This is a genomic window from Halomonas sp. GFAJ-1 (assembly GCA_002966495.1).
Lineage (GTDB): Bacteria > Pseudomonadota > Gammaproteobacteria > Pseudomonadales > Halomonadaceae > Vreelandella.
The window spans coordinates 1,521,019-1,538,480 of the sequence record CP016490.1 but is presented as its reverse complement, the minus strand read 5'-3'; the positions used below and the strand labels follow the sequence as shown (position 1 = coordinate 1,538,480).

Sequence of the window (17,462 nt, the reverse complement as noted above, 5' to 3'; positions counted from 1 at the left end):
TAATGACCTTAGCTTATCAGTTTAACGCGCTATACATGACAGTTATGAAACATTCCCTAAGCGCTACACCTAGCGCTGGGCTACTCAGCCATATGCTGGTCGCTTAAGAGCGGTGCTCATTCTTTCCCAGGCCCCGATGGTATTGCACTCTTCATCCACTATATTGGTCATGTTAACTACCGCGATAGGTAGAGTACCCATAAGGCGAGAGCAATAGCGGTACGTGGTAGTGCTGGCTGGCATCCACAACACCGAAACGCAGTGGAATAACATCCAAAAAGCGCGGTTCTTGAGCAGCGACCCCCTGGGTACGTAAATAGTCACCTGCGTGGAACACTAGCTCGTACTCACCCGATGTAAATGCATCGCCTTCCAGAATAGGCGTATCACAGCGGCCATCGCTGTTGGTAACCGCACTGCCTAGATGTTCGCGGCTATCGCCAAAAAGTCGAAACACTTCAATCATAATGCCTTGGCCAGGCTGCCCCTTAGCGGTATCAAGCACATGGGTGGTTAAACGTCCCATAAGCCACTCCTTTGAAATGAGTTATTAAAATTATTTACTAGGATTGACCTATCGGTCAAAGAGTACAATTGCTACTATTTATTGTATACATTCACTCCATCATAAAACGCTTCGGAGAGTTTTTGTGCCTACATCCCCCTCGCCTACTCTTTCACCTGCGCCGAGCACCTGCAGCTTAGAAAACTTTACCCATCATTACGGCGATATTTATGAGCACTCACCGTGGGTGGCAGAAGCCGCATGGGCAAAGGGGCTAAGCGAGACGCATGATGCCCCCGACGCACTTGCAGATCTAATGGGACTGATGCTGCAGCAAGCTTCCCCTGAGCAGCAAATTGCTGTCATTCAAGCGCACCCGGATTTAGCCGGCAAAGCTGCACTGGCAGGGGAGCTGACCGAAGACTCCAGCCGGGAACAGGCAGGTGCCGGATTAGATCAGTGCACACCTGAAGAATTTGCTCGCTTTGAACAGCTCAACGCCGCGTATAAAGCTAAATTCGGCTTCCCGTTTGTTATCGCTGTTAAAGGGCTTGACCGCCATGCGATCTTGGCAGCGTTTGAGACACGCTTACACAATAATTTAGCGCAGGAGCGAAAAACCGCCATTGAACAAATTATTCGTATCGCTCGTTTCCGGCTAAGAGCGCGAGCCGAGACAACGTAGCAACGCATTAAAGGGTAGAAAGCAAAATAGCGAACCGCCGCTTCGTAAAAGCAGTGTTGTAAGAGCAGCGTTAAAAAAACGTATATCGGTAGGGTCTGCTGAAATGTACTAAAAACTGTACTAAAAACACCACTGATTATTAACACCTTTAACTATGCATACGCACAGCTACTTTAAAATAGATTTATTCTATCCAAAAAAATACCGCGCCAAGGGCGCGGTATTTTCAGCTTAAAGCTGCGGCGGTTTACTGCTTAACAGCTTCAACCGCTTTTTTAGTACTCTCTTCAGTCATTTTCTTACTATCTTCCATAAAGCTTTGGCTGATAGAAGTGACTTTCTCAGAATCGCCTTTCATACGCTCCATCAGGTCAGAAGCGGTTTTTTGCTGGCTTTCCATGGCTTTCTTAAAGCCTTCCGCATCTTTAACGTCTAGCCAGGTGCGCGCCTGAGCGACCGTCATGTCTGAGTATGCACGCGCCGCATCTAACTGGGCATTGAGAAGCAACTCATAGTAATCAAGCGCTGCCAGAGTATAAGAGCGCATTGGCGTTAAGAATGCGGACTCAAGCTGCTGGTTAGTTTTTTCGACTGTTTTATTCATTAGGTAGTCTCCTTAAGCGTGTTAACGATTCAATGCACCGTTGCAAGCGGTTTATGGTTAGGCGTTTGCCTTTACTACCTACAAAGCTAGCAGTGCTTTTTGTGCAGCGCAACATGATTTTTATCATACGTTCGCAAACCTGCCACCGAGAATCAAAAACCTACTCAATAACTACCTATTACCCGCTATAAAACAGTACTTTAAAAAAACTTATCAATTAACTCAATAAGAAGCATAGCGGGCTATCTTAAAACCCAACTCCCGCAATTAGGTCAACTATTACAAGTCACGCACGGTTATGGCGTTACCCGCTATACCATCGTGCACATTAAGCATACGTGTGAACCACGCATCCACCGGGTCACCGGTCTCAACCAACGCTTCTAATGAGACCGTGTAGGCCCACATCAAACTGCCAAATAACAAGTAGTCGGCTCCACTTGGGGCTTCACCGTCCAAATACGGGCTCTCTCTTAATAACTCGCGCACTGGGGCAAGCGCCTGTTTAAGCTGCTGGCGCCCCTGCTCTGGCTGGTGCACCTCTTCTAAACGCGCACCGAAACGGGCCTCACGAGTCTCGCGAAAATAGGCGCGGTCATCAGGGTGAATAGCGTTCAGTAAGTCCATCGCTACTATTCGGAACAGTGCCGGGGTCACGCTACGCTCAACGAAGTGTTTAAAAAACAGCACGCGCTGGAAGCTAGCACCTTCACCCAACATGGGAGCATCGGGATAAGTGCGGTCTAGGTAGCGCATAATTTCAAAGCTATCGGTAACCACCGTATCGCCATCGGTGAGGACGGGCACCTTGTCGTAATCGGCAAAAGCGAGCACGTACTTTTCAAGAAACCGCCAGGCGACGGTCTCAAACGATAATCCTTTATGGGCTAGCGCCATACGCACCCGCCAGCAATAAGGTGAAAACCGCAAACGCTCATCGCGGCCACATAAATCGTAAAGAGTAATTGCCACTGTCAGAAACTCCGTAAAGTTGGTTGTAGTTATTAAAAGTGCTACAGCTGATAACAATGAGCGTAAGCCACTCATGACGCAAGCAAGGCTATACTGATCTTTTAACTGGCAACTGTACTGTCTATTAGTCTAATGACCTTGTCAGAATTATTTTTTCTAAAAATAATTAAAAAAACAGTTAAAACAACAGGATAGAAAAACAAAAGCGGCGCAAACCTTCATATAGAACACGCTCCACTCTGGTAAGACCAATTTTCCAATGTAGTCATTCTCTCAACCTAAACGTATCTTTCACACTGACCCAACCAGTATTGCAGTGGCAGGCTGGTCGGCTACTGCGGAGCATACCAAATAAATAACAAGGGGCCGTTCCTCCCATGAATGAAACTACACTTGCACTCCTGGCATTTCTGCCGCTGTTGCTAGCAGGTATTTTGCTCATAGGCTTTAAAATACCTGCCAAAATAGCGATGCCGATTGTCTTCCTCACCGCTGCGATTATCGCTCTGACCGCTTGGGATATGTCGTTCAGCCGCGTGGCCGCTTCGACCGTCCAGGGCTTGATTCAGACCGCGGGCCTGCTGTGGATTATTTTTGGCGCTATTCTGCTTTTGAATACGCTAAAACACTCCGGTGGCATTACCGCTATTCGTAACGGTTTCTCGGGCATTAGCCCTGACCGCCGCGTGCAGGCGTTAATTGTTGCTTGGCTATTTGGTTGCTTTATTGAAGGCGCTTCAGGCTTTGGCACACCAGCCGCCGTAGCAGCACCGCTGATGGTTGCGCTTGGCTTCCCCGCTTTAGCGGCGGTGGTTGTCGGCATGATGATCCAGTCTACTCCGGTTTCATTTGGTGCCGTGGGCACTCCCGTTGTAGTAGGGGTAGGCAGCGGGCTTGACCGTGCTGGCATTACCGCTCAGCTAGAAGCTACAGGTTCAAGCTGGGATGTGTTTTTCCAAATGGTAACCAATGGCGTTGCGATTACTCACGGCATCGTGGGTATTTTAATGCCACTGATTCTCGTGCTAATTATGGTGCGCTTCTTTGGTGCTAATCGCTCGTGGAAAGAAGGTCTTTCCATTGTGCCTTTCGCTATCTTCACTGGTTTCGCTTTCGTTATACCTTACACGTTGGTTGGCGTTTTCTTAGGACCAGAATTCCCGTCAATGATTGGCGCGATGGTGGGCTTAGCGATTGTGGTTCCTGCAGCACGTAGAGGCTTCTTGCTGCCCAAAGATACGTGGGACTTCCCGGAATCTTCCTCTTGGCCCGATGAGTGGATCGGTAACCTGCAGATCAAACTAGATGATGTAGCAGGCAAAGCGCCGATGTCTACGCTGAAAGGCTGGATTCCCTACGTACTCCTGGCGATTTTCCTGGTGGCTTCACGCACCGTCGAGCCGCTGCGCAACGCGCTTACCTCTGTCAACCTGAACTGGGCTAATATCTTCGGTGAAACGGGCGTCAGCGGCGGCTTGCAGCCTCTGTACCTGCCAGGCGGCATCATCGTTGCTGTGGTCATAGTGACGTACTTCTTGCACAGGATGAATCCGCGCCAAATGAGCGCAGCAATATCAGAGTCTACCAAGACGATCTTTGGTGCTGGCTTTGTACTGATTTTCACCGTGCCAATGGTGCGCATCTTGATCAACTCTGGTGTTAATGGTGCTGACCTGGTTTCCATGCCGGTAATGATGGCTCAGGCGGTCGCTGACAACGTCGGCGGTATCTATCCGTTCTTTGCGCCTGCGGTAGGTGCCATGGGCGCCTTCATTGCTGGTTCTAACACGGTTTCTAACCTGATGTTGGCGGAGTTCCAGTTTAACATTGCGCAATCGCTAGGCCTCTCTACCGCGATGATGGTGGCACTCCAGGCAGTGGGCGCGGCAGCGGGCAACATGATTGCAATCCATAACGTTGTAGCCGCCTCAGCCACCGTTGGCTTACTTGGCCGCGAAGGCGCGACGATTCGCAAAACTATTATCCCGACCATCTACTACTTGGTCTTCAGCGGTATCATTGCGATCATCGCGTTCTATGTCATAGGCGTTACCGACCCGCTTATGTAAATAGTCCGAGCTGATAAGCAAGGCTAATAAATCGATAGCGCACTTCCCACACCCCAGGCCTAGCCTGGGGTGCGGCGTTTTAAGGGCAGATTAGAACGGTTAGTCGATACGCTTTAGGGTTGTCGCATGTTGCTGACCACGCATCACATAGCTTTGCGCATTCAACTTCAGCCCTTCTATTGCGTCTGCAGAAAGTTCTCGCACTACTTTGGCCGGCGAGCCAACAATCAGCGAATTGGGAGGAAATACCGCACCTTCCTTGATAAACGCCCCCGCCCCTACCAAGCTGTTTTCACCAATGACGGCACCATTTAGCACCACCGCCTGAATGCCTATCAAGCAACCATCACCTACCGTGCAGCCATGCAGCATCGCCTGATGTCCCACCGTGACGCCCTTGCCGATTTTAAGCGGGTAGCCTGGGTCAGCATGGAGCACTGCGCCATCCTGGATATTGCTCTCTTCGCCTACTTCTAAATGATCGCTATCGCCACGCAGAACTGCTTGATACCAAACGCTTGAGCGCGCCTTGAGAGTCACTTGCCCAATCACATCAGCCGTATCGGCGATATACACATCATCATGAATATCGGGCGTTAGCTCGCCAAATTGATAAATTGCCACATTACACTCCTTTTATTAGCTGGCACCCACGGCCATTACGGATGAAACCCTAATGCATAGCTACCACTGCTCTAAGCGCATTGCCGAACGTTCGAGACGGTCATGCTCTGCCTCTACCTCGCGCAGCAGCTCACTGATACTGGTCAGATGCTCTAACGCGATGCTCCTTGCCTGCTCTGCATCGCCGCTAACCACCGTATCATGCAAGTTGGCATGCTGCTGATTGATCATCTCCCTGGGGCCAGGGCGATGGTAAAGGTGCTTCACCGAGGCAAAGACGGAACTCAGCAGTAAATCAGTTAGGCTCTGCAGCGTATGGACCAGCACCGGATTATGGGAAGCTTGAGAAACTGCCAAATGGAAAGCGTGGTCAAGCCGGGCCAACTGCTCGACATCGATGCCGTCAGGTTGAGCGGCATACTCGGCTAACGCTCGGTAGCGACGAGTAATCAGTACGCGGTCCATAGACGTACCGCGCCTGGCGGCCAAATAGGCGGACTCGCCTTCCAGCAAGGCACGCACCTCCAGCAAGTCAAACAGCGTGCGCGGATGGTCACGAAACAGATGCATCAGAGGGCTTTGCTGGTGCACCGGCAGTAGCGACGCCACCGTTGAACCGTGCCCCTGTCGCGTATTAATAATGGCTTTACTGCGCAGAATTCTTAACCCTTCGCGCAGCGATGCGCGAGACACGCCCAAGCGCTCACATAAGCGCCTTTCCGAAGGCAGCAGTTGGCCGGGGCGAAAAACGCCTTCTAGAATTAACTCCTCAAGCTTAGCGGCCACATGCTCGGGAGTGCGCCGCCCCATAGGAATATCGTCACTGCTTACGACCACTGATTGCTCCTTTAGCCATCCCTTCACACCCCTTAGGGTTAGACCACATTGCAATAGCTATTGGCTCACGAAGACGCCAAGGCGATGAAAGCAATTAGCAGGGGATTAGCTATCGACTAATTACTGGTCAGACCATTGCACCACAACCTAGACAGGCGCACAAAAAAAGCTCAAATTGGTCGGTAGGTATAACAATGCCGCGGTTAGTCTGTGGCCATTACTTCTCATGATAAAAAGCTAGGATGTCGTTATGAATATCCTTTTTGACGAACGCCTCGATGGGGAATTCGTCCACCGTGACAAAGCTGAAGTGCTTAGCGACCTGCAAAGCACCGTTCCCTCGTTAACGTTGCTTCACCGCGAAGAGGATCTACGCCCCTTCGAGTGCGATGGGTTAGCCGCTTACCGCGTACTGCCCATGCTGGTAGCAATGCCGGAAACTCTAGAGCAGGTTGAAGGTCTGCTGAAACGCTGCCACGCACTAAGCGTACCTGTCGTCACCCGAGGGGCAGGCACCGGCCTTTCAGGCGGCGCCCTTCCGCTTGAGCATGGCGTACTGCTGGTGATGTCGCGGTTTAATCAAATCATTAAGGTAGACCCCGACGCACGCCTCGCCCAAGTACAGCCTGGCGTGCGCAACTTGGCTATTTCCGAAGCAGCAGCGCCTTACGGGCTGTATTACGCCCCCGACCCCTCCTCGCAAATTGCCTGCTCCATTGGTGGCAACGTCGCCGAAAACGCGGGCGGCGTTCACTGTTTGAAGTATGGCCTGACGGTACACAACGTCATGCGGGTCGATGTGCTAACCATTGAAGGTGAACACATGACGCTGGGTTCAGAGGCCCTGGACGCCCCAGGCTTTGATCTACTCGCGCTGATGAATGGCTCTGAAGGTATGCTAGGGGTGGTCACCGAAATCACCGTCAAGCTACTACCCAAGCCTGAAACCGCTAAAGTATTGATGGCAAGCTTTGATGATATCGAAAAAGCTGGCCAAGCCGTGGGCGATATCATCGCTGCAGGCATCATTCCCGGCGGCCTGGAAATGATGGACAAACTGGCTATCAAAGCCGCCGAAGATTTCATCAAAGCGGGTTATCCCGTTGAAGCAGAAGCGATTCTACTCTGCGAGCTGGATGGCGTTGAAGCCGATGTGGACGACGACTGTAATACCGTTCGCCGGGTATTGGAGAAAGCAGGCGCCACGGACATTCAGCAGGCGCGCGATGAAGCCGAGCGCGCCAAGTTCTGGGCGGGCCGCAAGAACGCCTTTCCCGCTGTTGGGCGTATGTCACCCGACTACTACTGTATGGATGGCACGATTCCCCGTCGAGAACTGCCGCGGGTACTTAAAGGTATTGCCGCCCTTTCCGAAGAGAGCGGCCTGCTAGTCGCCAACGTCTTCCACGCGGGTGACGGCAATATGCACCCACTGATTCTGTTTGATGCCAACAAAGAGGGTCAACTAGCGTTAGCGGAAGATGTAGGCGGCAAAATTCTTGAGCTTTGCGTGGCCGCCGGTGGCTCAATTACCGGCGAGCATGGCGTAGGGCGAGAGAAAATCAATCAAATGTGCAGCCAGTTCCAAGCCGATGAAATTAGCGTTTTCCACGCCTTAAAAGCCGCATTTGACCCTAAACGCCTGCTGAACCCAGGGAAAAATATTCCTACCCTGGCGCGCTGCGCCGAGTTTGGCGCTATGCATGTGCATAACAATGAGTTACCGCATCCGGAGCTACCGCGCTTCTAAGGCGGCGCCTAGTTATCACCATCACTAGGAAAATAATCATTAGGAATCACCATGACCGAACTAGCGATTAACGCTGCCGACCAGGACATTGCTGCCGAGCTGTGCGAACAAGTGCGCAGCGCCTACGCTGAGCGAACGCCGCTGCGCATTGTGGCGGGCGACTCCCGCGCCTTTTATGGTCGCCCGGTAGAAGGTAAAGCACTCAACATAGCCGCCCACAGCGGCATAGTGTCGTACGACCCCGTAGAGCTGGTGGTGACTGCCCGCGCGGGCACACGCTTAAGCGCACTCAACGCAGCACTTGCTGAACACAATCAGATGCTGGCCTTTGAACCGCCCATGTTCAGTGAGGCCAGCACCATCGGCGGCGCCGTGGCCACCGGACTCTCTGGCCCACGCCGACCCTGGGCAGGCGCTGCTCGAGATTTTGTACTGGGCACCCGGGTGATCACCCAAGAAGGCAAACTACTGCGCTTTGGTGGCGAGGTAATGAAAAATGTAGCGGGTTACGACTTGTCGCGCCTGATGGCCGGCGCCCAGGGCACGCTCGGGGTGCTAGCGGATATCTCATTTAAGGTACTGCCAATCCCCAACGCCAGCCACAGCCTTCGCCTTACCATGGGACTAGACGACGCGCTGAACAAGCTCTCAGAACTTGGCCGTCAGCCGTTACCCATCACCGCCGCCGCGTGGCGCGCAGGTGAGCTATTTATTCGCCTAGAAGGCGGTATAAGCTCTGTTAACGCCACTCAAGAACGGTTAGGTGGCGAAGCCCTTTCCGCAGAATTTTGGCAGCAGCTGCGCGATCATCAGCACGAATTTTTCACCCTTGGCGAAGGGCAGGCGCTGTGGCGGTTATCACTACCGCCCCACACCCCCCGTTTGGCGCTAGATATTGCTGAGGATGACATTTTCTATGACTGGGGCGGCAGCCAGCGCTGGGTGAAAACCCACCTCGACGCAGACACCCTGCGCGCGGCTTGCCGCGCCGCAGGCGGACACGCCACTTGTTATACTCCCCACGCCAATGGGGGGGCAGAGTCGCCGTTTACTCCGCTCAACTCAGTGGTTGAAAAGTACCATCGCAACCTGAAGGCGGAGCTGGATGCCCATGGCATTTTCAACCCCGGTCGTCTTTATGCGGCGTTTTAATCAGGAGAGCTGACATGCAGACGAATTTTACTGACGCGGACCTTCAAAAACCGCATATTCAGGAAGCTGAGCGTATTCTGCGCACCTGCGTGCACTGCGGTTTTTGCAACGCCACTTGCCCCACTTACCAACTGCTGGGCGATGAGCGCGATGGCCCCCGTGGGCGCATTTACTTAATGAAGGAGCTACTTGAAAGTCGCGATGACGATGATCAAGTCACCGAAGAGACACGCCTTCACTTAGACCGCTGCCTCACCTGCCGCAACTGTGAAACCACCTGCCCTTCTGGGGTTGAGTACCACAAACTGCTTGATATTGGCCGCGCTGAAATTGAGCGTCGTGTGCCACGCTCGGCCTCAGAGCGCGCCCAGCGTTATGCCCTGCGCAAAATGCTGGTGGAACCCAAGCGCTTCAAAGCGCTGCTAAAATTAGGGCAAACCTTTAAGCCACTGGTACCCGGCAAACTGCGCAGCAAAATGCCCCCCGCCCCCGTGGATGCTGGCCAGCGCCCCGACAGCCAGCGCCATGAGCGAAAAGTGCTGATATTAGAGGGCTGCGTTCAACCCGGCCTTTCGCCCAACACTAACGCGGCCACAGCGCGCTTATTGGATCGTTTGGGCATTAGCGTAACGCCCATCAGCGAAGCTGGCTGCTGTGGGGCCATCGATTTTCACTTAAATGCCCAAGACGACGGTCGCACTCGCATGCGTACTAACATCGACGCCTGGTGGCCACATATCGAACAGGGCGTAGAAGCGATTGTGCAAACTGCTAGCGGCTGCGGCGCTTTCGTCAAAGAGTATGGTGACATGCTCAAAGATGACCCCACGTATGCCGATAAAGCCCAAAGGGTCAGCGCGCTGGCGAAAGACCTCGTTGAAGTACTGCGCGACGAACCGCTTGAGCAACTCAAGCTTAAAGAGCACCAGCGCCTAGCCTTTCACTGCCCCTGCACCCTACAGCATGCGCAAAAGCTCAACGGCGCAGTTGAGGGCGTACTCAGCAAGCTAGGCTTTGCACTCACACCCGTCAAAGATAGCCATCTTTGCTGCGGTTCAGCAGGCACTTACTCGGTTACCCAGCCGGAGCTAGCTACCCAATTACGGGACAACAAGTTAAATGCGCTGGAAGCAGGTAACCCAGAAGTCATTGTAACTGCTAACATTGGCTGCCAAACACACCTTGCCAGCGCCAACCGCACCCCGGTTCGCCACTGGGTGGAAGTGGTTGATGCCGCGCTGGTATAACCGCTAACTTATTCTGCCGTGACAGCCACGCCTGGCTGGCTGCGCGGCACTCCCCCCCCTTAATAAAAAGGAGTTTTTCATGCAAACCAAATCAATTCTCGGTCAAGCTGACGTCATTACCGTACTAGACGCCGCCCAGAAAGAAGCTGACAGCAACGGCTGGCCCGTTACCATTGCAGTTACCGACGACGGCGGCCACCTTTTGGCACTCCGCCGTTTAGATGGCGCTGCTCCTTTTAGTGCTGATGTTGCCACGCAAAAAGCACGCAGCGCCGCACTTGGCCGCAAAGAAACCCAGGTTTTCGAGGAGATGATCAACGGCGGCCGTACCGCGTTTATTTCTGCCCCGCTTCAGGGCTTGTTATCAGGCGGTGTACCCATCACGGTAGATGGCCATGTGGTGGGCGCTGTAGGCATTTCAGGCGTCAAGCCTGACCAGGATGTGCAAGTTGCCAAGGCAGGCGTGAGCGCGATTGCCTGATGCCAGCGTGCAGCCTCTATGCTGCACGCAATAACCATACGAAATTAAACTGCACGCAACAAAAAGCCCGGATCGATGATCCGGGCTTTTTTAAATTCGTTCGGCTTTAGCCGATGTATTAACTGCAACACAAGTGCAACTTGACTGGCGGACCGGACGAGACTCGAACTCGCGACCTCCGGCGTGACAGGCCGGCATTCTAACCAACTGAACTACCGGTCCACATCAAGGCACTAAAACCATTTAACTGCGAAAAATGCTTTTAAATGGTGGGCGGTACTGGGTTCGAACCAGTGACCCCCAGCTTGTAAGGCTGGTGCTCTCCCAACTGAGCTAACCGCCCAAAGTATTTAAGCAAGTGTGCTTAACACTTCAATTTCTTACGTTATCGTGGCGGACCGGACGAGACTCGAACTCGCGACCTCCGGCGTGACAGGCCGGCATTCTAACCAACTGAACTACCGGTCCACTTAACGACAACTAATTACAATACAGACTGATGATGGCGGACCGGACGAGACTCGAACTCGCGACCTCCGGCGTGACAGGCCGGCATTCTAACCAACTGAACTACCGGTCCACTTCTACATCAATTAGTACTGCTTTACGCTTCCAGGCACCAAATAAATGGTGGGCGGTACTGGGTTCGAACCAGTGACCCCCAGCTTGTAAGGCTGGTGCTCTCCCAACTGAGCTAACCGCCCGCTGGTCACGTGGCGCTGCATTCTACAGAAGTATGGCTGAATGTCAATACATCGTGTTTAAATCTTTTGATTCAAACCAATACGTTACTCATCCTGCCGCTACCGTGTGGTGAGCGCGGACGAAGAATGCCGCATGAGTGGCTGCTTCGTCAATCAAAATCGTATGTTTTAACCCAGAAGCGCGGCGCGGCTTAAAATCGTGATCCCCATCCTGTAGCCACATTAGCTGGGCAGTGGCGGGGAGTGAGCAACCGGCCACCTCTCCCACACTACCAAACGGGTCCCGCTCGCCCTGGAGAATCAACATTGGGCAGCTAATAGACGAAAAGTGCGTCACGCGAAGCTTCTGGGGCTGCCTGGGCGGGTGAAAAGGGTAACCTGCGACAACAACACCAGGGCAACCATTTTGACTGTTTGCATGCCCACTCGTGAAAGCCTCACTGGCAAACATAGAGGCAATACGGCCGCCCATTGACTTCCCACCGACCCACAAGGGAGTTTCCCCTAGCGGATGCAGCAACTCATACCAAGCGCTAAAGTGGGCCAGGGTTTGCTTAACAGGGGGTGGCGGGCGGCGTTTTCCTTGCTCGTAAACTTGCTGCATGTAAGGGAAATCAATAGCCAGCACCTGCAATCCATGGCCTGCCAGCGTCGCGACAAATTGACGCATAAAATCTGACAAGTGCCCGGCACCCGCGCCATGAGCAAACAATATTCGGCCATATTTTGGAATGCCCGAAATCGCTAAAGGCCCATAACCATCCACTATAAACCGCTGTTTAGTGCCGCTACTAATGACACTGGGCAACTCATCTGGCCCAATGTTAACGAAACCCAACTCAGCGTAAAGAGACACCATGCACTCCTAGTAATTCCGTGTTATTCCAATTGGCTTGTTCAGCTTGAGGCGCTGCTGCGCTAGAATCGCGACTGGATCTTGACCTGCATCATCAAGCGGGTGGCCGCATCCGTGCAAAATGCCACGGGTTACCCCCTAACCGCGTTCGATGGGAACATGAAATGAGCACAGCACTGGAACACCCGACCTATAACTACAAGGTGGTTCGGCAGTTTGCGATTATGACCGTTGTGTGGGGCATCGTAGGTATGACCGTTGGTGTCATCCTCGCCGCACAGCTGGTTTGGCCGCAACTGAACCTCGGATTACCTTGGACGAGCTTCGGGCGTCTACGCCCGTTACACACTAACGCCGTAATTTTCGCCTTTGGTGGCTCGGCGCTATTTGCGACATCGTACTACGTTGTTCAGCGCACCTGTCAGACACGCCTTTTCTCTGACAAGCTTGCCGCATTTACTTTTTGGGGTTGGCAGGCGGTCATCCTTTCTGCCGTGGTCACTTTGCCACTAGGCTATACCACGACCAAAGAGTATGCAGAGCTTGAGTGGCCAATCAATATTTTGATTGCCGTTGTCTGGATTAGCTACGCGATTGTCTTCTTAATGACGATTAAGAAGCGAACCACGTCGCATATCTACGTGGCTAACTGGTTCTTTGCTGCGTTTATTATTACGGTTGCCGTGCTGCATATCGTCAATAATGCCGCCATCCCGGTCACCCCAATGTACTCCACGTCTATTTACGCAGGCGCAATAGATGCCATGGTGCAGTGGTGGTATGGCCATAACGCGGTTGGCTTTTTCTTGACTGCAGGTTTCTTGGGCATGATGTACTACTTCGTACCCAAGCAGGCTGAGCGGCCGATCTACTCTTATCGCCTCTCCATCGTCCATTTTTGGGCGCTGATTATGATTTACATGTGGGCAGGCCCGCACCACCTCCACTACACCGCGCTGCCCAACTGGGCGCAGTCGCTGGGTATGATTATGTCGATTATTCTGCTGGCACCCTCATGGGGCGGCATGATTAACGGCATGATGACCCTGTCAGGTGCTTGGCATAAATTGCGTACTGACCCTACCCTGCGGTTCCTGGTCGTGGCGCTTTCGTTCTACGGCATGTCGACCTTTGAAGGTCCGATGATGGCGATTAAGACCGTTAACGCGCTCTCTCACTATACTGACTGGACCATTGGTCACGTACACTCTGGCGCGCTTGGCTGGGTTGCCATGATCACCATTGGCTCTATGTACCACCTGATTCCTCGCCTGTTTGGTCGCACTGAAATGCATTCCATAAGCCTGATCGCAGTGCACTTCTGGCTAGCCACTATCGGCACCGTACTCTACATCGCCGCCATGTGGGTGAACGGCATCATGCAGGGCTTAATGTGGCGTGCAATTAACGCCGATGGCACCCTGATGTACACCTTCATTGAATCGGTTGAAGCCAGTGGCCCCGGCTACTTTGTTCGCTTGATTGGTGGCCTCTTCTGGATCGTAGGCATGCTGCTTATGGCATATAACGTTTATATGACCGTGAAACGCCGCGAAGCTATCAGCCAACCAGCGCCGCAAGCCGCTTAAATCGGGGAAGTTGAGACCAATGAAACACGAGATTGTCGAAAAGAACGTTGGCCTGCTCGCCGTGTTGATCCTGGTTGCGATCAGCTTTGGCGGCTTGGCTGAGGTGGTTCCACTGTTCTTTCAAAAAGACACCACCGAACCTGTTGAGGGGCTACGCCCCTTAACCGCACTGGAACTGGAAGGGCGTGATATTTACCGTCGTGAGGGCTGCGTAGGCTGCCACTCGCAAATGGTGCGCCCTTTCCGTGCAGAAACCGAGCGTTACGGCCACTATAACGTTGCCGGTGAGGAAGTGTACGAGCACAACTTCCTGTGGGGCTCTAAGCGTACTGGCCCAGATCTAGCACGCGTCGGTGGCCGCTACAGCGATGACTGGCACCGTGCACACATGTATAACCCCCGCGATGTGGTGCCAGAGTCTATTATGCCGGCTTACCCTTGGCTGTTTGAGCGCACCCTTGATGGCGACGCTACCCCAGCTAAAATGCGTACCCTGCGTCGACTAGGCGTGCCTTACACTGATGAGGACATCGCCACGGCTACTGCAGACGTTCGAGGTCAGCAGGAAATCACTGCGCTGGTCGCCTACCTGCAGCAACTAGGAACTGTGCTTGAGGGCACTCGCTAAGCTATGGATACGGGAACTTTCCGCGGTCTTATTACGCTGTTTTTGATTATCGCTTTTATAGGCATTTTTGTTTGGTCCTACTCAAAGCGACGTAAACCAGACTTTGACGAAGCAGCCAACCTGCCATTCGCCGACGACAGTGATAAGCAAACAGCCAGTGATCAGCATGCTTCGCCTGATCGCGAAGCAGATTCCCGCCACGACAGGGGAGATAAAAACAGATGAATAATTTATGGGGTGACTCCCTATCCAGCTTCTGGAGTGCCTGGATTATTGTCATCACGCTGGGCACTATCGCTCTAAGCGTTTGGATTTTAATGTCCAACCGCCGTACCGATAAGATTCCAGACGCTGACGGCAATGTTGAGACTACAGGTCACGCAGCTGATGGCATTGAAGAGTACGACAATCCACTACCTAAGTGGTGGTTCCAGCTATTTGTTCTAACAGTTGTATTTGCGCTCGGATACTTGGTTCTTTACCCAGGACTGGGTAACTACGCCGGCATTTTGGGCTGGTCCCAGGAGAGCCAGTGGGAGCAGGAAGTGGCCGACGCTCAGGAACGCTTCACGCCAATTTTTGCCCAGTATCAGGAAGTCCCTATTCCTGAACTAGCAAGAGATGACGATGCCATGCAGGTAGCAGAGCGTATCTATCAGAATAACTGCGCTGTATGCCATGGTTCCAACGCTCAGGGTGGTTACGGCTTCCCGAACTTGACCAATGACGACTGGCTGTACGGTGGAGAGCCTGAAAATATTCTAGCCACCCTGAACCATGGTCGTAACGGTCTGATGCCCTCGTGGCAGCAGCTAGGTGAGAATAACATTGAGAACCTCACCCAGTACGTTCTAGCGTTATCCAGCCTAGAGCATGATGCTGAGCGAGCTGACAGCGGTGAAAGCACTTATATGGCGGTTTGTGCGGCTTGCCACGCGCCTAATGGCACCGGCAACACTGCGCTCGGCGCGCCCAACCTGACCAACGATATTTGGCTCTATCAAGCGCCTGGCCAAAGCGTTGCAGATTCGGTTCGTCAAACGCTACGTAATGGCCGTAATGGTCACATGCCAGCACAGGCTGCCTATATCGGTGAAGAGCGTGTTCACTTAGTAGCCGCCTATGTTTACAGCTTACGGTTTAACGACTAAACATCGCTAAGCTGTTTTAAAAGGCTGATTAAAGGGGGTGCGGTTACATACCGCACCCTTTCTTCATCCACAACCCGATACACTATTCATCGCTGAATGTTATCTGGTTGACAGCTGATCCCCGTGCTGCCATCTATTCCTGCCTTGTGAGCTGCGATCATTGCCATGGAAAAAATACCTAGCCGCGATATAACGCCACCGACTGTTGGGCATCATACCCCGGGGGAAAGTGAAACCCAGGAAATGTACGCCAAACGCCGCCACATTTACGTGCGCGAAATTAAAGGCCTGTTTCAAAAGGTTCGGCGCAGCGCTAACTGGGCGCTCATGCTGGTATTTTTCTTACTCCCATGGGTTAACTGGGGCTCCCGCCCGGCTATTTGGTTTGATTTACCCGGCCGTGAATTTCATATCTTTGCCGCAACGTTCTACCCGCAAGAGTTTGTCCTACTGTCGTGGCTGCTGATTATCTGCGCCTTTGGGCTGTTTTTTATTACCGTCTTTGCAGGGCGTGTTTGGTGCGGCTACACCTGCCCACAAAGTGTTTGGACGTTTCTGTTTATTTGGCTTGAGCACCGCATTGAAGGCTCCAGAAACCAGCGTATCAAGCTGGACAAGCAGCCGCTCACCGCCAATAAGGCGTGGCGTAAAGGGGTTAAGCATGCTGCGTGGCTGCTGATCGCTCTTGCTACCGGCATTACCTTTGTCGGCTACTTTACCCCCATTCGGACGCTGGTTATCGAACTCCCCTCCCTGGAAGCCCACGGCTGGTCTTACTTCTGGGTGGGCTTCTTTTTAGTGTTCACCTACCTAAATGCAGGCTGGCTGCGCGAACAGGTGTGCATTTATATGTGCCCCTATGCACGCTTTCAGTCGGTAATGTTTGATCGCGACACGCTCATCGTTTCCTACGATGAAGCACGCGGCGAACCGCGTGGTAGCCGCAAAAAATCACTTAGCCATACCCAAGCTAGAGAAGCGGGCTTTGGCGACTGTATTGACTGCGACCTGTGTGTTCAGGTGTGCCCAACGGGCATCGATATTCGTGATGGCCTGCAGTATGAATGCATCACCTGTGCGGCGTGTATTGATGCCTGCGATAGCGTTATGGATAAAATGGGCTACCCCCGGGGGTTAATTCGCTACACCACTGAAAATGCGCTGGAGGGCAAAAAAAGCCATATTTTACGCCCTCGCCTGCTTGGCTATTTTGCTGCGCTCGTCGTGATGGTGGCCGCATTTGCCTGGGCGGTTAACGACCGTATGCCGCTAGGTTTCGACGTTGAGCGCGAACGTACCCAGCTTTACCAAACCACGCGGGATGGGCGCATTAGCAATGTGTATAGCTTGAACATCCGCAACTTAGACAACCAAGACCATACGTATCGCTTAAGCGTATCGGGGCTACCAAGCCTTACGCTAGACGATGTCGTGGTAAGCGTCCCCGCGGGCGACTCTCGCCTCCGGGTAGTGACTGTACTCGTAGACGCAAGTGATCTAAGTGAGCCGAGCCACCCCATTACATTTACTTTACAAGCCCAGCAGGACGAGCGTATACGCATTGAGCGTGAAGCACGCTTCCTAGGCGACATCAGGAGATAAAGGCAC

At 52.9% G+C, this 17,462-nt stretch carries 17 protein-coding genes and 5 tRNA genes; 11 read left to right on the top strand and 11 right to left on the bottom strand.

Going from position 1 to position 17,462, the window contains the following annotated elements:
* Positions 1–172: 172 nt before the first annotated feature.
* Positions 173–526, bottom strand: coding sequence for a hydroxyisourate hydrolase (locus tag BB497_07025; GenBank protein ID AVI62467.1), 354 nt, complete (start codon positions 524–526; stop codon positions 173–175).
* Positions 527–650: 124 nt separating this feature from the next.
* On the opposite strand from BB497_07025, the gene BB497_07020 reads away from it, so the two are divergent.
* A complete protein-coding gene (locus tag BB497_07020) occupies positions 651–1,190 on the top strand; it encodes an OHCU decarboxylase (protein ID AVI62466.1) in 540 nt (179 codons plus the stop codon).
* A gap of 247 nt (positions 1,191–1,437) precedes the next feature.
* Here the strand turns inward: BB497_07020 and BB497_07015 are convergent, their stop codons facing one another.
* A complete protein-coding gene (locus tag BB497_07015; GenBank protein AVI62465.1) occupies positions 1,438–1,794 on the bottom strand; it encodes a phasin family protein in 357 nt (118 codons plus the stop codon).
* A gap of 279 nt (positions 1,795–2,073) precedes the next feature.
* Positions 2,074–2,766, bottom strand: a complete 693-nt coding sequence (locus BB497_07010; GenBank protein AVI64291.1) for a glutathione S-transferase — start codon at positions 2,764–2,766, stop codon at positions 2,074–2,076.
* A gap of 377 nt (positions 2,767–3,143) precedes the next feature.
* On the opposite strand from BB497_07010, the gene BB497_07005 reads away from it, so the two are divergent.
* On the top strand, positions 3,144–4,835 hold the full coding sequence (locus BB497_07005; GenBank protein AVI62464.1) for a lactate permease: 1,692 nt from the start codon (positions 3,144–3,146) through the stop codon (positions 4,833–4,835).
* 99 nt (positions 4,836–4,934) lie between these two features.
* Here the strand turns inward: BB497_07005 and BB497_07000 are convergent, their stop codons facing one another.
* Both BB497_07000 and BB497_06995 read right to left on the bottom strand, forming a co-directional pair.
* Entirely contained in the window at positions 4,935–5,459 is a 525-nt protein-coding gene (locus BB497_07000; GenBank protein AVI62463.1) for a gamma carbonic anhydrase family protein, read from the bottom strand.
* Between the two features lie 60 nt (positions 5,460–5,519).
* Entirely contained in the window at positions 5,520–6,269 is a 750-nt protein-coding gene (locus BB497_06995) for a transcriptional regulator GlcC (GenBank protein ID AVI64290.1), read from the bottom strand.
* 277 nt (positions 6,270–6,546) lie between these two features.
* Between BB497_06995 and BB497_06990 the strand changes: the two genes are divergently transcribed.
* From BB497_06990 to BB497_06975, 4 genes are all read left to right on the top strand, one after another.
* On the top strand, positions 6,547–8,046 hold the full coding sequence (locus BB497_06990; protein ID AVI62462.1) for a glycolate oxidase subunit GlcD: 1,500 nt from the start codon (positions 6,547–6,549) through the stop codon (positions 8,044–8,046).
* Positions 8,047–8,097: 51 nt separating this feature from the next.
* Positions 8,098–9,198 (top strand): glycolate oxidase subunit GlcE, encoded by a 1,101-nt coding sequence (locus BB497_06985; GenBank protein AVI62461.1) that lies wholly within the window; start codon positions 8,098–8,100, stop codon positions 9,196–9,198.
* A gap of 14 nt (positions 9,199–9,212) precedes the next feature.
* A complete protein-coding gene (locus BB497_06980) occupies positions 9,213–10,445 on the top strand; it encodes a glycolate oxidase iron-sulfur subunit (GenBank protein AVI62460.1) in 1,233 nt (410 codons plus the stop codon).
* A gap of 79 nt (positions 10,446–10,524) precedes the next feature.
* Positions 10,525–10,926, top strand: a complete 402-nt coding sequence (locus BB497_06975; protein ID AVI62459.1) for a hypothetical protein — start codon at positions 10,525–10,527, stop codon at positions 10,924–10,926.
* Positions 10,927–11,071: 145 nt separating this feature from the next.
* Here BB497_06975 and BB497_06970 read toward each other — a convergent pair.
* The 6 genes from BB497_06970 to BB497_06945 all read right to left on the bottom strand — a co-directional run bounded on the left by BB497_06970 (position 11,072) and on the right by BB497_06945 (position 12,486).
* Positions 11,072–11,148 (bottom strand) — tRNA-Asp (locus BB497_06970).
* Between the two features lie 45 nt (positions 11,149–11,193).
* Positions 11,194–11,269, bottom strand: a tRNA-Val gene (locus BB497_06965).
* Between the two features lie 48 nt (positions 11,270–11,317).
* Positions 11,318–11,394 (bottom strand) — tRNA-Asp (locus BB497_06960).
* Between the two features lie 35 nt (positions 11,395–11,429).
* Positions 11,430–11,506 (bottom strand) — tRNA-Asp (locus BB497_06955).
* 48 nt (positions 11,507–11,554) lie between these two features.
* Positions 11,555–11,630 (bottom strand) — tRNA-Val (locus BB497_06950).
* Between the two features lie 88 nt (positions 11,631–11,718).
* Positions 11,719–12,486 (bottom strand): dienelactone hydrolase, encoded by a 768-nt coding sequence (locus BB497_06945; GenBank protein AVI64289.1) that lies wholly within the window; start codon positions 12,484–12,486, stop codon positions 11,719–11,721.
* 164 nt (positions 12,487–12,650) lie between these two features.
* Here BB497_06945 and BB497_06940 point away from each other — a divergent pair, with 164 nt between their 5' ends.
* The 5 genes from BB497_06940 (at position 12,651) to BB497_06920 (ending at position 17,456) form a co-directional block, all read left to right on the top strand.
* Positions 12,651–14,075 (top strand): cytochrome c oxidase, cbb3-type subunit I, encoded by a 1,425-nt coding sequence (locus tag BB497_06940; GenBank protein AVI62458.1) that lies wholly within the window; start codon positions 12,651–12,653, stop codon positions 14,073–14,075.
* Positions 14,076–14,094: 19 nt separating this feature from the next.
* Positions 14,095–14,703, top strand: coding sequence for a cytochrome c oxidase, cbb3-type subunit II (locus BB497_06935; GenBank protein ID AVI62457.1), 609 nt, complete (start codon positions 14,095–14,097; stop codon positions 14,701–14,703).
* Between the two features lie 3 nt (positions 14,704–14,706).
* The gene (locus BB497_06930; protein ID AVI62456.1) at positions 14,707–14,928 is read left to right on the top strand and encodes a cytochrome-c oxidase; all 222 of its coding nucleotides are present in this window, start codon (positions 14,707–14,709) and stop codon (positions 14,926–14,928) included.
* The gene (locus BB497_06925) at positions 14,925–15,854 is read left to right on the top strand and encodes a cytochrome c oxidase, cbb3-type subunit III (GenBank protein ID AVI62455.1); all 930 of its coding nucleotides are present in this window, start codon (positions 14,925–14,927) and stop codon (positions 15,852–15,854) included. Before BB497_06930 ends, BB497_06925 begins: the two co-directional genes overlap by 4 nt.
* A gap of 165 nt (positions 15,855–16,019) precedes the next feature.
* Entirely contained in the window at positions 16,020–17,456 is a 1,437-nt protein-coding gene (locus BB497_06920) for a cytochrome c oxidase accessory protein CcoG (protein AVI62454.1), read from the top strand.
* Positions 17,457–17,462: the final 6 nt, after the last annotated feature.

Excerpts from the sequence above, each read along its gene's own strand:
- BB497_07025 (AVI62467.1), bottom strand. The coding sequence starts at position 526 with ATGGGACGTTTAACCACCCATGTGCTTGATACCGCTAAGGGGCAGCCT.
- BB497_07015 (AVI62465.1), bottom strand. The coding sequence starts at position 1,794 with ATGAATAAAACAGTCGAAAAAACTAACCAGCAGCTTGAGTCCGCATTC.
- BB497_07005 (AVI62464.1), top strand. The coding sequence starts at position 3,144 with ATGAATGAAACTACACTTGCACTCCTGGCATTTCTGCCGCTGTTGCTA.
- BB497_06995 (AVI64290.1), bottom strand. The coding sequence starts at position 6,269 with ATGGGGCGGCGCACTCCCGAGCATGTGGCCGCTAAGCTTGAGGAGTTA.
- BB497_06990 (AVI62462.1), top strand. The coding sequence starts at position 6,547 with ATGAATATCCTTTTTGACGAACGCCTCGATGGGGAATTCGTCCACCGT.
- BB497_06985 (AVI62461.1), top strand. The coding sequence starts at position 8,098 with ATGACCGAACTAGCGATTAACGCTGCCGACCAGGACATTGCTGCCGAG.
- BB497_06980 (AVI62460.1), top strand. The coding sequence starts at position 9,213 with ATGCAGACGAATTTTACTGACGCGGACCTTCAAAAACCGCATATTCAG.
- BB497_06975 (AVI62459.1), top strand. The coding sequence starts at position 10,525 with ATGCAAACCAAATCAATTCTCGGTCAAGCTGACGTCATTACCGTACTA.
- BB497_06940 (AVI62458.1), top strand. The coding sequence starts at position 12,651 with ATGAGCACAGCACTGGAACACCCGACCTATAACTACAAGGTGGTTCGG.
- BB497_06935 (AVI62457.1), top strand. The coding sequence starts at position 14,095 with ATGAAACACGAGATTGTCGAAAAGAACGTTGGCCTGCTCGCCGTGTTG.
- BB497_06930 (AVI62456.1), top strand. The coding sequence starts at position 14,707 with ATGGATACGGGAACTTTCCGCGGTCTTATTACGCTGTTTTTGATTATC.
- BB497_06925 (AVI62455.1), top strand. The coding sequence starts at position 14,925 with ATGAATAATTTATGGGGTGACTCCCTATCCAGCTTCTGGAGTGCCTGG.
- BB497_06920 (AVI62454.1), top strand. The coding sequence starts at position 16,020 with ATGGAAAAAATACCTAGCCGCGATATAACGCCACCGACTGTTGGGCAT.